The 13,900-nt window shown below is 66.4% G+C and carries 11 protein-coding genes; 3 read left to right on the top strand and 8 right to left on the bottom strand.

From position 1 onward, the window contains the following. Positions 1 to 816: 816 nt before the first annotated feature. From ACVMB0_RS17810 to ACVMB0_RS17800, 3 genes are all read right to left on the bottom strand, one after another. Positions 817 to 1,704 (bottom strand): 4-(cytidine 5'-diphospho)-2-C-methyl-D-erythritol kinase, encoded by an 888-nt coding sequence (locus tag ACVMB0_RS17810; RefSeq protein ID WP_461347129.1) that lies wholly within the window; start codon positions 1,702 to 1,704, stop codon positions 817 to 819. Between the two features lie 287 nt (positions 1,705 to 1,991). Then, the gene (locus ACVMB0_RS17805; protein WP_461347128.1) at positions 1,992 to 3,779 is read right to left on the bottom strand and encodes a tetratricopeptide repeat protein; all 1,788 of its coding nucleotides are present in this window, start codon (positions 3,777 to 3,779) and stop codon (positions 1,992 to 1,994) included. A 447-nt stretch (positions 3,780 to 4,226) separates the two neighbouring features. After that, positions 4,227 to 5,900 (bottom strand): electron transfer flavoprotein-ubiquinone oxidoreductase, encoded by a 1,674-nt coding sequence (locus ACVMB0_RS17800; RefSeq protein ID WP_461347127.1) that lies wholly within the window; start codon positions 5,898 to 5,900, stop codon positions 4,227 to 4,229. Positions 5,901 to 6,089: 189 nt separating this feature from the next. On the opposite strand from ACVMB0_RS17800, the gene ACVMB0_RS17795 reads away from it, so the two are divergent. Next, positions 6,090 to 6,908, top strand: coding sequence for a uracil-DNA glycosylase (locus tag ACVMB0_RS17795; protein ID WP_461347126.1), 819 nt, complete (start codon positions 6,090 to 6,092; stop codon positions 6,906 to 6,908). Between the two features lie 115 nt (positions 6,909 to 7,023). Here ACVMB0_RS17795 and ACVMB0_RS17790 read toward each other — a convergent pair whose 3' ends face one another. The 4 genes from ACVMB0_RS17790 to ACVMB0_RS17775 all read right to left on the bottom strand — a co-directional run bounded on the left by ACVMB0_RS17790 (position 7,024) and on the right by ACVMB0_RS17775 (position 11,372). Beyond that, complete coding sequence (locus tag ACVMB0_RS17790; RefSeq protein WP_461347125.1) at positions 7,024 to 8,529, bottom strand: glycosyltransferase family 39 protein; 1,506 nt, start codon at positions 8,527 to 8,529, stop codon at positions 7,024 to 7,026. Positions 8,530 to 8,779: 250 nt separating this feature from the next. Beyond that, a complete protein-coding gene (locus ACVMB0_RS17785) occupies positions 8,780 to 9,556 on the bottom strand; it encodes a ribonuclease HII (RefSeq protein WP_461347124.1) in 777 nt (258 codons plus the stop codon). 79 nt (positions 9,557 to 9,635) lie between these two features. After that, entirely contained in the window at positions 9,636 to 10,082 is a 447-nt protein-coding gene (locus ACVMB0_RS17780) for a VOC family protein (protein WP_461347123.1), read from the bottom strand. A gap of 111 nt (positions 10,083 to 10,193) precedes the next feature. Beyond that, on the bottom strand, positions 10,194 to 11,372 hold the full coding sequence (locus tag ACVMB0_RS17775; RefSeq protein WP_461347122.1) for a PA0069 family radical SAM protein: 1,179 nt from the start codon (positions 11,370 to 11,372) through the stop codon (positions 10,194 to 10,196). A 164-nt stretch (positions 11,373 to 11,536) separates the two neighbouring features. Between ACVMB0_RS17775 and ACVMB0_RS17770 the strand changes: the two genes are divergently transcribed. Next, entirely contained in the window at positions 11,537 to 12,106 is a 570-nt protein-coding gene (locus ACVMB0_RS17770; protein WP_456749628.1) for a glycosyltransferase family protein, read from the top strand. A 53-nt stretch (positions 12,107 to 12,159) separates the two neighbouring features. After that, positions 12,160 to 13,101: a bifunctional helix-turn-helix transcriptional regulator/GNAT family N-acetyltransferase gene (locus ACVMB0_RS17765; protein WP_461347121.1), complete on the top strand. Its 942-nt coding sequence runs from the start codon at positions 12,160 to 12,162 to the stop codon at positions 13,099 to 13,101. 135 nt (positions 13,102 to 13,236) lie between these two features. Here the strand turns inward: ACVMB0_RS17765 and moaB are convergent, their stop codons facing one another. After that, on the bottom strand, positions 13,237 to 13,800 hold the full coding sequence (moaB, locus tag ACVMB0_RS17760; protein ID WP_461347120.1) for a molybdenum cofactor biosynthesis protein B: 564 nt from the start codon (positions 13,798 to 13,800) through the stop codon (positions 13,237 to 13,239). Positions 13,801 to 13,900 lie beyond the last annotated feature (100 nt).

Genomic DNA, 13,900 nt, shown 5'->3' with positions numbered 1-13,900 from the left:
AGTATTCCAGAGACGGCTGTGCTTGAGCCGAGAAGCCGCGGCGTACTGGATCGCCCGGTCCCGTCTTCGCCAAGGCTTCGACGGGGCTTGCGGTCTTGGGCTCGCCGAAGCTTCAGCGGAGGCGGCGAGCCGGGCGATGACAGTAGTGGTGGGGGTATCGTTCGGCGTTCTCGCGACATGATTTGTCCGAGCTTTGCTCTTTCTTTCCACCCTCTCTCGTTCAGAGGGCGCAGGGAAAGCCGGGTGCCGATCGCACCCATGGGCCCCGTGCAATAGGTAGAAAGCACGGGGGTAGGACCACAGGTGTAACCGGAGCAATCCGGCTTTCCCTGCGCGATGGCTTACGGCTTATACGTGCTCTCCCCGGCGAGACTTGGCTTTGTTGTCACCGTCTTCACAACGCGCATTGCGCAATCGGAAGAGACACCTACCGCTAGGGCGTCAGGCCTGCACGATTTCGCCGTCCGCCTCATGCGCGTTCGTCAACTGCGCAATCGGCGTCCACCGCATCTCGACCCGCGTTCGTGACGACCGCGAAGCGCCCCTCGTGTCGGGCGAGACGGGCGGAATTGAACATCTGATTTGCCCGACGACGGAAGCGCTATTTTGCCCGTCGGGGTGATTTGTCGCAGTCTTTCCCTGCCGTCATTCCGGGGCGTGCGAAGCACGAACCCGGAATCCATTGATCCACAACACCTGCGGCCCGATGGATTCCGGGCTCGCGCTGACGCGCGCCCCGGAATGACGCGGAGAGGATGGCGCACGAGCCCTCAGGTGCGCGATCGTGCACCGGGGGATGACAGAGAGCAAGCAGCGCTAGCTCAGCGAGCCCGCATGCACCCACCAGTCGGGATGCGCGGCGCGGAGCTTTTCGCCGGCGGCCTGCGCGTCTGCATCGCTGGCGAACACGGCAAAGCAGGTCGCGCCGGAGCCCGACATCCGCACCAGGCGAACGCCGCTGGTCGCGCGCAGCGCGGACAAGACATCGCTGATGATGGGCTCGATGCGCGCCGCGGGGCCTTCGAGATCGTTGGTGCCGCGCGACAGTGCCGCAATCCAGTCGTCGACCGCGCGGCCGGCCGCCGGCCAGTCCGGCGCCTGCATCACGACATCGGTGGCGCCGATCAGGAGTTCGCCATGGCGCAGGCCGAGCGCGTTGAAGACATCCTTGGTCGCAACCGGCACGCGCGGATTGACCAGCACGGCGGGCATTGTCGGCAGATCGAGCGGCAGCAGGCCTTCGCCGACGCCGGTCATGTCGCAGGCGCGCGAGGCGACGCACACCGGCACGTCGGCGCCGGTCGCCAGCGCGACCTCCATGATCCTGCTGTCGTCGAGCGCAAGCTCGTTGAGCCGTGCCAAAAGCCGCAGCGCGGCCGCGGCATCCGCCGAGCCGCCGCCGATGCCGGCCGCAACCGGCAGCACCTTCTCCAGGGTGAAGTGGCCGACCTCGAGATCGACGACGCGCTCGCCGAGCAGCCGCGCCGCCTTGAGCACCAGATTGTCCGAGGTATCGCCGCAGGCATCGGCCAGCGGCCCCGACATCGACAGCGACAATTCGGGCCCCGGCTCCAGCGTCAGACGATCGGCGCAATCGGCAAACGCGACGACGCTCTCCAGGTCGTGAAACCCGTCGACGCGCCGTCCGACAACCCTGAGCGTCAGGTTGACCTTGGCACGCCCTTCTTCAATCAGCGCCGGCACGGCGAGTAACCCCTAAAAAACAATGATCGTGAGCGATTAGCGTAAATCGCCGCACGATCCTATCCCTTTGTTTGGATGGAAATTCCGGGAGTATGCCGGATCAAGCGCCGCATCCGCCGCCGTCGTCCCTGCCTCGTGCGCAATTGCGCACGGGAGCAGGGACCGATACTCCGCGGCGGATGTTGCGATCGGGATTCGTCGTTCGGGTAGCTTGCAACAATAATCATCGATGGTTATGGGTCCCTGCTTTCGCAGGGACGACACCGAATTTGCCGCAAGCGCCGGGTCTAGCCGCCCTTGCCGTCGTCGTCCTTCTTCTTGTCGGCCGCGGCGGCGTTCGAGGTATCATCCGGCAAGCCGTTGTCGATCTTGGCCTGGATCTTCGGCAGCTCTTCCGGCTCGGGCTTGAGGTCGCGGGCGTGCGCCCACTGGAACTTGGCTTCCAGCGTGCGGCCGACGCGCCAATAGGCATCGCCGAGATGGTCGTTGATGGTCGGATCTTCCGGCTTCAGGTCGATCGCGCGCTCGAGGTTCTTCACCGCCTCGTCGTAATTGCCGATCCGGTAATAGGCCCAGCCGAGGGAGTCGACGATGTAGCCGTCGTCAGGGCGCTGATCGACGGCACGCTTGATCATCTTCATGCCTTCGTCGAGGTTGATGCCCTGGTCGATCCAGGAATAGCCGAGATAGTTCAGCACATGCGGCTGCTCGGGCTGCAGCTCGAGCGCCTTGCGCATGTCGGCTTCGGCCTTGTTCCACTGCTTGGAGCGCTCCTCGCAGATGCCGCGGTAGTAATAGGTGACCCAGGCATTCTTGTCGCCGTTGCCGGCCGGCAGCGCATCGATCGCCTGCGAATAGGTGGTGGCGCAGTCGGCGAACTTCTTGCGGCCGCGCTCGATATTGCCGAGCGCCAGGATCGCCTCGACGTCCTTCGGCTGATCCGCGGTGACTTCCTTCAGGATCTTGATCGCCTCTTCGCTGCGGTCGGCGGCGTCGAGATTGGTCGCGAGCTGGATCTGCGCGTTGCGCTTCAGCGGCGAGGACGCCGGCATCCGCTCATAGACCTTGATCGCCATCTGCGGCTTCTTCACCGACTCGTAGAGATCGGCGAGCGACAGCAGCGCCAGCGGATGGTTCGGCTGCAGATAGAGCGCGAGCTGCAGATAGACCAGCGCGAGGTCCTCGCCGCCGCGGCGGGTCAGCGTCGCGCCGATGCCGTACAGCGCCTCGGCGGCGCCGGCCTGCGGGCTGTCGACCAGCGGCGGCAGCTTCTTGCCGGCCTTGGTCTCCTTGATGCCCTCAAGCACCAGCGGATGGCGCGGCAGCTTCTTGTCGAACGCCTCGTACATCGCGGTTGCGGCGGCGGCATCCTTGTTGCGCGAGGTCCAGCGCGCATATTCGTCGACCGTACGCAGCATCGAATCGTCGAGCTTGTAGACCTTCTCGAAGCGGGCGCCGGCATCCTTCTCCTTGCCGGACAGCTCGTAGATCATGCCGGCATGCAGATCCTTGAAGATCGGGTACCATTCCGGCCCGGTCAGCTTATCGATCGAGGCGACCGCGCCCTTGCTGTCGCCGGCGCCATAGGCCGCCCAGGCCGACAGCAGCGTCGCCACCAGGTCGGTGATCGGACCGCGCACCGACTGGTTGATGTTGGACTGCGCGGCGGCGTATTTCTTCAGCTTGAGGTCGCGCACGCCGACCACGAGGCGGGCGACGCGGTTGGACTTGTCCTGGGTCAGGATGCGGTCGGCGAGCTTGACCGCCTCCTCGATGTCGCCGTCGGCGAGCGAGGAGATGAAGGCGCGGTCGAGCAGCTCGGAATTCTTCGGGTCGGTGCGCAGCGCCGAGCGGTAGAATGCCGCGGCCGAGGACGCATCGCGCTCGACGCTGGCGTGGCGGGCGGCCAGATAGCTGCCGGCTGTTGTCAGCGACTTCAGGTCGGTCTTGGAGGGGAATTGCGCGGTATTGTCGGTCGGATGGTCCGGCGTTTGCGCTGCGAGCTGCGCAGGCACGGCAAGCGCCGCGGCAGCGAGAACGGCAATCGTCAGGCGGTGGAATCGGGTGGACAGCATCACGGTCGCCTTGCTCCAGGGGTTTACGCCAAGATGGATTTTACGGCCAAGATCTTGCGATCAGTCTCAAAATGCGAACCCAAGCGGCGGCATCACGGCGGGGGCGACAATGCCGCTTTTGGCGTTTATCCGCAAGGATCGCCCCAAGGAAAGCTCAACGGGCGCCCATGACGAATCATTTGGCAGATTAGGCCTTTAGACCCGCCGATCCGGCCAGCCCCCGCAAGACGCTCCCACTATGGCGGTATCGTGACCGGGCCGCGCATATTCGCGTGCAGAAGCAAAAAGCAGCGGATACGGCGCCCACCGGCCGGTGTTCCCCCGCTCCTATTGTACCGAACGGTGCAATCCGGCCGCTCGACCCGAGAGCGGGCCGTGCCGCGGTTGCGGCGGCCCATGCTGTGGTCTCACGCAAATGTGGTCGGCCGCCTTCGCCCGCCCCTCACCTTACATCGCCTCGTAGTTCGGACCGCCGCCGCCCTCCGGAGGAACCCAGGTGATGTTGCCGTTGGGATCCTTCACGTCGCAGGTTTTGCAGTGGACGCAATTCTGGGCGTTGATCTGGAAGCGCGGACCTGAGGATTCCTCGACCCATTCGTAGACGCCGGCCGGGCAATAGCGGTTGGAGGGACCGGCGAACACGTCGTGCTCCGAGGTCTTCTGCAGGTTCATGTCGGCAACCTTGAGATGGACCGGCTGGTCCTCCTCATGGTTGGTGTTGGACAGGAACACCGACGACAGCTTGTCGAACGTGATTTTGCCGTCCGGCTTCGGATAGGCAATCGGCTGGTGCTGCTTCGACGGATCGAGCGTCTTGCGGTCCGGCTTGGCGTGCGACTGGGTGCCGAACAGCGAGAAGCCGAGCGTGTTGCACCACATGTCGAAGCCGGACAGCGCCATGCCGAGCAGATTGCCGAACTTCGACAGCAGCGGCTTGGCGTTGCGGACCTTGAACAGGTCCGTGCCGATCGAAGACGAACGCCAGGCGTTCTCGTATTCGACGACTTCGTCATTGGCGCGGCCGGCGCCGAGCGCGGCGGCGACATGCTCGGCGGCGAGCATGCCGGAGCCCATCGCATTGTGGACGCCCTTGATGCGCGGCACGTTGACGAAGCCCGCGGCGCAGCCGATCAGCGCGCCGCCCGGGAAGGTCAGCCGCGGCACCGACTGGTAGCCGCCCTCGGTGATCGCGCGCGCGCCATAGGCGAGCCGCTTGCCGCCCTCGAACAGCTCGCGGATATCGGGATGGGTCTTCATCCGCTGGAATTCGTCGAACGGCGACAGATAGGGATCGTTGTAGTTCAGATGCACGACGAAGCCGACCGCGACGCGGTTGTCGTCGTAGTGATAGAGGAACGAGCCGCCGCCGGTCTTGTCGTTCAGCGGCCATCCGAGCGTGTGCTGCACCCGGCCCTTCTGGTGCTTCGCCGGATCGATCTGCCAGACTTCCTTGAGGCCGATGCCGAACTTCGGCGGCTCGGAGTTGGCGTCGAGCTTGAACTTGGCGATCAGCTGCTTCGACAGCGAGCCGCGCGCGCCTTCGGCGAACAGCGTGTACTTGCCGAGCAGCTCCATGCCGCGGGTATAGGAATCCTTGTGGCTGCCGTCCCTGGCGATACCCATGTCGCCGGTCGCGATGCCGCGCACCGCGCCCTTGTCGTCATAGAGCACTTCGGCCGCGGCAAAACCCGGATAGATTTCGACGCCGAGCGCTTCCGCCTTCGGCGCCAGCCAGCGGCAGACATTGCCGAGCGAGCCGATGTAGTTGTGATGATTGTGCATCAGCGGCGGCATGATGAAGTTCGGGATGCGGAACCAGCCTTGCGACGTCGCCCAGTAGAAGCGGTCGCTCGTGACCTGCGTCTTCAGCGGACAATCGGCATCCTCGCGCCAGTCCGGCACCAGCTTGTCGAGCCCGGACGGATCGATCACCGCACCGGAGAGGATGTGCGCGCCGACCTCGGAGCCCTTCTCCACCACGACAACCGAGATCTCCGGATTGAGCTGCTTGAGCCGGATCGCGGCCGACAGGCCCGACGGGCCGGCGCCAACGATGACGACGTCGAATTCCATAGACTCGCGCGGGGGCAGGCCTTCGGCATTTAGGTCTTCAGCACTCATGATCTTTGATCTCAGCCCAATGAGAACGCTTCTAAGATTTTCAGGGGTCGTTGTTTCCGATTTTTCGGGGAAGGACAACCATGGAATTGCGCTTGGCGAGGTTTCGCGCGGCTCCGAGGACGCAGGGGCGTGGTCTTTTCCGAAATCGAGCCTCCACTTTTCCCGCCCATGCTCTAAATTGTCCCCATCATGATGCCCGAGCCCACCCCTACACTGCAGCAATTGCTGGCCTTTTACCTCGAGGCCGGGGTCGATTGCGCGCTTGGCGATGCGCCGATCAACCGGCTGGAAGAGGTCGAGCCAGTTCCCGCGCCTGCGGCGCCGCGGCCGGTGGCGCTCAACCCGCTGCGTCCGCCGCCGATGCCTTCCGTTCCGCGCAGCGAAATCACCGTGGCACCGGAGGCCGCGGTCGCCTCGGCGCGCGAGGCCGCACGCTCCGCGCCGACGCTCGAGGCGTTGCGCACGCTGATGGAAACGTTCGACGGCTGCGCGCTGAAGCACACCGCGACCAGGCTGGTGTTCGCCGATGGCAATCCGCAAGCGCGGGTGATGTTCGTCGGCGAGGCGCCGGGACGCGACGAGGACATCGAGGGGCTGCCGTTCGTCGGCCGCTCCGGCAAGCTGCTCGACCGCATGATCGCCGCGATCGGGCTCGATCGCAGCAAAGCCTACATCGCCAACGTGATCCCGTGGCGGCCGCCGGGCAACCGGACGCCGACGCCGCAGGAAACGCAGGTGTGCCTGCCCTTCATCCAGCGCCATATCGAGCTGGTCAATCCCGACGTGCTGGTGACGCTCGGCAATCCCTCGACGCAGGCGCTGCTCGGCACCCGCGAAGGCATCATGCGCACCCGCGGCAAATGGGTCGATTACGACACCGGCACCCGCACGATCCGCGCGGTCGCGACCTTCCATCCGGCCTATCTGTTGCGCTCGCCATCATACAAGCGGCTGTCGTGGCAGGATCTGCGCGCGATCGCGAAGGCGTTGCAACAGGCGACGGCGTAGCTTGTAGTTTCGTAGCCCGGATGGAGCGCAGCGCAATCCGGGTCTGACAGCGCAGGTTGAGGAAGTGTCCCCGGACTTCGCTTCGCTTCATCCGGGCTACGGCTTCACATCAACCTCACCCCTTCGGCCGCACGATCGCCCAGCCGATCCGCAGCACCGGCTGCCGGCCATTGACCAGGCGGTCGAACGCGCGCGGCACTTCCGGCACGAGGCCGGGGAAGCGCTGTGCGAGTTCGGGCGGCGGCGTGCCGGCGGTGTCCTGCGCGCGCCAGACCACGACGCCGCCGGTCTCGTTGAACTTCGCGATCGACAGCCAGGGCGTCCGCTGCGGCGCGGCGTCGAGCAAGAGATGCGGACGGCGGCCGTTCATCGCGATCAGGCTGGCAATCTCGGGATCGCCGGCGACCGCGCGCAGGCGCTGGTTGGTGCGGCGCTCGTAGCTGTCGTCGAAGAAGCGGCCGATCGCGGCTGCCGGCAGCGAGGTCGGCGCCTCCGTGGCGCTGATCCACGGCAGGAACAACGCCGCCGCCAGCGCCGCGGCGGCAGGCGCCGCGACCGCGAAGGCCCACACCGAACGCAACAGGCGCTGCCGCCTGAGCGGGATCAGGTCGCCGGTCGCGACGACGGCGGCGAGCCCCGCCATCAACAGCGCCACGCCGGCGCCGCCGAAGGTGCGGTCGAGATCGAACAGGCCGGAGACGAAGCTGCTCAAAATCGCCGGCGCAAACGCGAAGAAATAGACGAATTGCTGCGCCAGCGGGCTGACCCGCGGACGGTAGATGATCGGCGCATCCTCGGCGGCGCGGGCGAACCAGCGCGAATTGAGGATCGCGAGCACCGCGATCGCGGCCGTCGCCACGATCAGCCCGCCGAGCACGACGCCCCAGCGCAGCGCGCGTTCCCTGAGATCGGCGATCCCGGGCAAGGCCGGCAGCACCAGCGCGTCGGCGCGGACCAGCCAGATCAGATAGGGCAGCACCAGCACGATGACGACCAAGAGCGCATAGAGCGGATCGACCGCGCGCAGCGTGCGCCGCCCGCGCTCGGTCGCCAGCGCAAAGCCGACCACGAGCAGGATCATGCCGATCGCCGCCGGCGTCGTCAGCAGCAGCAGGCCGCAATCGATCGACCAGGCGAACCAGGCGCTGCGCCGGTTCTGCCCGATCAACTGCCAGGAATGCAGCAGCAGCAGCGCCCACAGCGGACGTGCCAGGATCAGCGGACCGAACTCGACGCTCGGCGAGGAGAACACCACCTCCGTCATCGACAGCAAGACCGCCAGCACGCCCTGCGGGCCGCCGACGATGGCGCGCGCCAGCCTATAAAAGGCGATGAAGGTGGCGATCTCGCAGACTTGCGCCAGCAGATAGACGCCGAACACGTGATTGCCGGCGGCACGGAAGGCGATGTCGGCAAGCCAGAATGCCAGCGGCGGCCCCATGTCGGTGCCGACCTGATACTCGCGGCCGAAGGCCAGGATAGTGGCGAGATTGCCGGGCGGGCTGCCGTAGAAGATCAGCGGCAGCAGCAGCCAGATCGCGGCCTGCACCAGCACCACGACCCACACCACGAGGCGCGGCCGGGCGCGGATCAGTTCGACAACCAGGGAGGTAAACCGCATGAAACGCCTGAAATGCCCCTGCCACCATGTCAGCGGCGTCATCTGATCCGGAGGGTTTTGATAAACGGCGACGGCGGTGGAGGCAACCGGCGCCGGATGAGTCGGCGGTGCAAAGCCACACACAGCCGTCATGCCCCGCGAGTGGGCATCCAGTACGCCGCGACCTCTCGATCGAAAACGACTGCCTCTGGAATACTGGATCCCCGCATACGCGGGGATGACAGCGGAGATGATCGGCGCCGTCGCCCCTTTACGCCGCTTCGGATGAAACGGCTTCGCTCTCCGCATCCACCGTGAACAGGTCGGGCTCGCCCGGCACCGGAAAATGCTTCAGCCGCGCCGCGACGACCGGGGCGAAGAAGCTGCGGTGATGGCTGCTCGGCCCGAGCCGGTCCAGCGCCTCGAGGTGCTCGGGGACCGCATAGCCCTTGTGTTGCTCGAAGCCATAGCCGGGACAATCCAGCGCCAGCGCGCACATCAGGCGGTCGCGCGTCACCTTGGCGATGATCGAGGCGGCTGCGATCGAGGCCACGATGCCGTCGCCGCCGATCACGGCGTCGCAGCCGCAGGGCGTGGCGAGCTTGTCGCGGCCGTCGACGAAGACGTGCTTCGGCATTTCCGGCAGCGCGTGCACCGCGCGCGCCAGCGCCCACAGCGAAGCGCGCAGGATGTTGTCGCGGTCGATTCGCGCCGGCGAGGCCACTGCGACCGAGAACGCAGCGGTGGCGCAGATCTCCTCGAACAGCTCCTCGCGGCGCTCCGCGGTCAGCCGCTTGGAATCGTCGAGACCCTTTGGAACGCGGGTGGGATCGAGCACGACGGCGGCGGCCACCACGGGCCCTGCCAGCGGGCCGCGCCCGGCCTCGTCGCAGCCGGCGACCGGCCAGACGCCGCTCTTGATCAGCGCGCGCTCGCGCCGGAAGGTCGGCCGGGTCACCGCGACGACGCGCTTGGCCGGCCCGGCCGATTTGGCCGGCGCCTTCTTCGACGAGGTCTTTGATGCGCTCTTGGATTTGTCCCGAATCATGCGGGGGATCGTGATCAAGCAAGCCCGGTGACGCAACCGGGAACCGGCCGCCCGTCCCCGTTATTCAAGTCGGCCGTTGCTAGTCCGGAATGGACACCAGCCCGTCATCGCGAACCTCGAAGCCCGGCGCGCGCACCACTTCCCAGGCGTGGCCGTCGGGATCGCCGAAATAACCGCAATAACCGCCATAGCTGGTCGGCTGCGCCGGCTTCAGCAATGTGGCGCCTTTCGACAGCGCGAACGCCATCACCCGATCGACCTCGGCATCGTCGTTGCAGTTCCAGGCGATCGCGACGCCGCGGAAGGCGACCGGCCGCGGCTGGTCGGGGAGTGCGGCATCGGCGGCGAGCAGATGCCACGGGAACAGCCCGAGCACGCTGCCGCCGGTCTCGAAGAAGGCCACCTCCTCGCCGGTCGCGCGCATCTTCCTGGTGAAGCCGAGGGACTCGTAGAAGGCGATGCTGGCGCGCATGTCGCTGACGCCGAGCGTGAGGACGGTGAAGCGCGCGGTCGGGGCGTTAGTCATCGTTGCACTCACTGTTATCTTCGTAGCCTGGATGCAGCGAAGCGCAATCCGGGAAAACTCGCCACCGATATAAGAACCCGGATTTCGCTGCGCTGCATTTCGGGCGCCCGCCTAGAACAAACTGAGCTGCTGCCCGTTGCGCTTCGGCTTGGCGAAGTGATCGGTTGTCAGCTTGGTGCGCCGCTTGTTGAGGCCGAGCTTTTCGCAGGCGATCTCGAAGCGGCGGCCGATCATCCAGGCCATCGGGCCGGTGCCCTTCATCCGCGTGCCCCATTGCGAGTCGTAGTCGCGGCCGCCGCGCATGTCGCGGATCAGCGTGAAAACGTGGCGGTAGCGGTCGGGATAGTTGGCCATCAGCCATTCGCGGAAGAGATCGCGGACCTCGAGCGGCAGCCGCAGCAGCACGTAGCTTGCTTCCTTGGCGCCGGCATGCACGGCGGCGTCGAGGATGCGCTCGATCTCGGAGTCGTTCAGCGCCGGGATCACGGGCGCGACCATCACCGTGGTCGGGATGCCGGCCTCCGCGAGCCGCTTGATCGCCTCGAGCCGCTTCGGCGGGGTCGAGGCACGCGGCTCCATGGTGCGGGCAAGCTTCGGGTCGAGCGTCGTCACCGACAGCGCCACCTTGGCGAGATTGCGCTTGGCCATCCGCGCCAGGATATCGATGTCGCGGGTCACCAGCGCCGACTTGGTGACGATGCCGACCGGATGCCCGGCGCGCTCCAGCACCTCGAGGATGCCGCGCATGATTTTCCGGTCGCGCTCGATCGGCTGATAGGGATCGGTGTTGGTGCCGATCGCGATCATCCGCGCCTCATAGTTGGGCGCCGCCAGCTCCTTCTCGAGCAGCGCGGGCGCGTCCGGCTTGGCAAACAGCTTCGACTCGAAGTCGAGCCCCGGCGACAGGCCGAGATAGGCGTGGGTCGGCCGCGCGAAGCAGTAGACGCAGCCGTGCTCGCAACCACGATAGGGATTGATCGAGCGGTCGAAGCCGATATCGGGCGAGTCGTTGCGGGTGATCACCTTGCGCGAGCTGTCGAGCGCCACGCTGGTGGTAAATGGTGGCAGGTCGTCGAGGCTCTGCCAGCCGTCGTCGAACGCAACCCTCGCCTCGGCCTCGTAACGTCCGCTGGCGTTGGACTGCGCGCCGCGGCCGCGCCGCCGCTCGCGCTCGATTGCGACCGCAAGCTCGGGAAAAGGCGCAGGGACAGGTGAAGGTGCACCCGCCGGGTTATCGGAGGGCGCCGTTACCGGCGGGTGCTTGAGGGCATGAGAGGATGCTCGGCTCATGCTGTGAAGCTAGCACAGCGTGAGAACAAATCAAGAACATGAATCGAGAAATTCCACAGAACCTTGCTGCAAAATTCTGCAAGCGAACAGGCTGCTTTGAATATGACAAGGTGATAACACGGCCGGAGTTTCTTGAACCGTTTGAGCCACCGAAGCCTCAAATCATGCTGAGCGTGATCATTCCAACCGACGGCATCGAGCGCACCGCGGTCGCCACATTGGCGGCGCTGGTGCCGGGCGCGGCCGCCGGCGTCGTCCGCGAGGTGCTGCTGGTCGACCGCACCAATAGCGACGTGATGGAGCGCGTCGCCGACGTGGCCGGCTGCGGCTTCCTGCGGTTCGAGGGCACGCGCGCCGCGGCGCTGGCCGCCGGTGCGAAGCAGGCCCGCTCGCCCTGGCTGATGTTCCTGCATCCGGGCGCGGTGCTCGATGCCGGCTGGATCGAGGAGACCACCCAGTTCATCCAGATGGTGGCGGCCAGCGGCAAGGACCGCGCCGGCATCTTCCGCTACGCCCGCGCGCCCTACACCGACCCCGGCCTGCGCGACGGCCTCAAATTCGTCGCCCGCATGATCACCGGGCCCTCGGCCGAACAGGGCCTCCTGATCGCGCGCGAGCATTATGAACGGATCGGCGGCTACCGGCCCGATGCCCGCCGCTCCGAGGCGCGGCTGCTGCGCCGGCTCGGCCGTTCCTCCCGCACCATGCTGCGCAGCCGGATCATGGTGGCGTAGCGCCTCGCGGACGGCTCTTGCGATTTATTTGATTGCGTCAAATAATCTGTTTGATGAAATCAAATTCCCAGGACGGCTCCCTTGCGAGCCAGGTCGCCGCGGTGCGCGGCTTCAGCCGGTTCTATACCCGCAAGCTCGGCATCATCGAGCCCAAGCTGCTGCATTCCCCGTTCACGCTGCAGGAAGCCCGCATCATCTACGAGCTCGCGCATCGCCCCGACTGCATCGCGACCGATCTGGTGCGCGATCTCGACCTCGATCCCGGCTTCGTCAGCCGCATGCTGGCGGCGCTGCAACGCCGTCAGATCTTGACACGCAAACCGTCGAGGGCCGACCGGCGGGTCAATCAGGTGGCGCTCACCGCCAAGGGCCGCACCGCTGCCGCGGACCTCGAGCGCCGCTCGCGCAGCGAGGTCGGCGCTCTGTTGAAGCGGATCGACGGCAAGCGCCGCGCCGCCGTGGTGCGCGCGATGGGCACGATCGAGCGCGCGATGGAGCCGCCGGCGAACAAGCCGGCCGGCTTCCTGCTGCGCAGCCATCGCGTCGGCGACATCGGCTGGGTCATTTCGCGGCAGGGACGCGCCTATGCAGACGAATATGGCTGGGACATCAGCTACGAGGCACTGGTGGCCGAGATCTGCGCGCAATTCATCCGGTCGTTCGATCCGGCCCGCGAGCATTGCTGGATCGCCGAGGTCGATGGCGAGCCGGCCGGCTCGATCTTCCTGGTCAATGGCGGCGACCGGGTCGCCAAGCTGCGGCTGTTGCTGGTCGAGGAGGAGGCGCGCGGACTTGGCGTCGGTCGCGCGCTGGTCGAGCAATGCATCCGCGCCGCCCGCGAGATGGGTTACAAGAAGATGACGCTATGGACCCAGAGCATTCTGGTCGCCGCGCGCGGCATCTACGCCCGCGCCGGATTCCACAAGGTGAGGGAAGAGAAGCACCACAGCTTTGGTGTCGATCTGCTCGGCGAGACCTGGGAGCTGGAGCTGTAGGCTCGCCTCATGCCCTGCCGTCATTCCGGGGCGCGCGCAGCGCGAGCCCGGAATCCATTTTGCCGCAGGTTATGTGGCCCGATGGATTCCGGGCTCATCGCTGCGCGATGCCCCGGAATGACGGGGAGAGAATCGCTACGCGCTCGCGCCCTTCGCCTTCGGACGGCGCAGATGCTCATCGAGCCGCGGCATGATCTCGACGAAATTGCAGGGCCGCGTGCGGTAGTCGAGCTGCGCGGCCAGAATGCCGTCCCAGCCGTCGCGGCAGGCGCCGGGCGAGCCGGGCAGGCAGAAGATGAAGGTCGCGCCGGCAACGCCCGCGGTGGCGCGGCTCTGAATCGTCGATGCGCCGATCTTGGCGTGGCTCAGCATGTGGAAGGCGATCGAGAAGCCGTCCATCCGCTTCTCGAACAGCGGCTCGACCGCCTCCGGCGTCACGTCGCGGCCGGTGAAGCCGGTGCCGCCGGTCGTGATCACGGCATCGACGCCCGCGTCCGCGATCCAGCGCCGGATCACCGCACGGATCGCCTCGACATCGTCGGTGACGATCTCGCGCGCCGCGAGCGTGTGACCGGCGGCGGTGAGCCGGTCGGCCAGCGTGGTGCCCGACTTGTCATCCGCCAGCGAGCGGGTGTCGGAGATCGTCAGCACCGCGATGTTGAGCGGGACGAAGGTTTTGGTCTCGTCAATCGAAGACATCGTGTACCTCATACACTGACGTCATCCTGAGGTGCGCGCGCAGCGCGCCTCGAAGGATGGGCCACGGGCTCCGTCACCCTTCGAGGCTCGCCAAGAGGCG

The sequence above is a fragment of the Bradyrhizobium sp. USDA 4451 genome (genome assembly GCF_054822585.1).
Note: the sequence above shows the minus strand (reverse complement) of the source record. Positions and strands in the feature narration are given on the sequence as shown.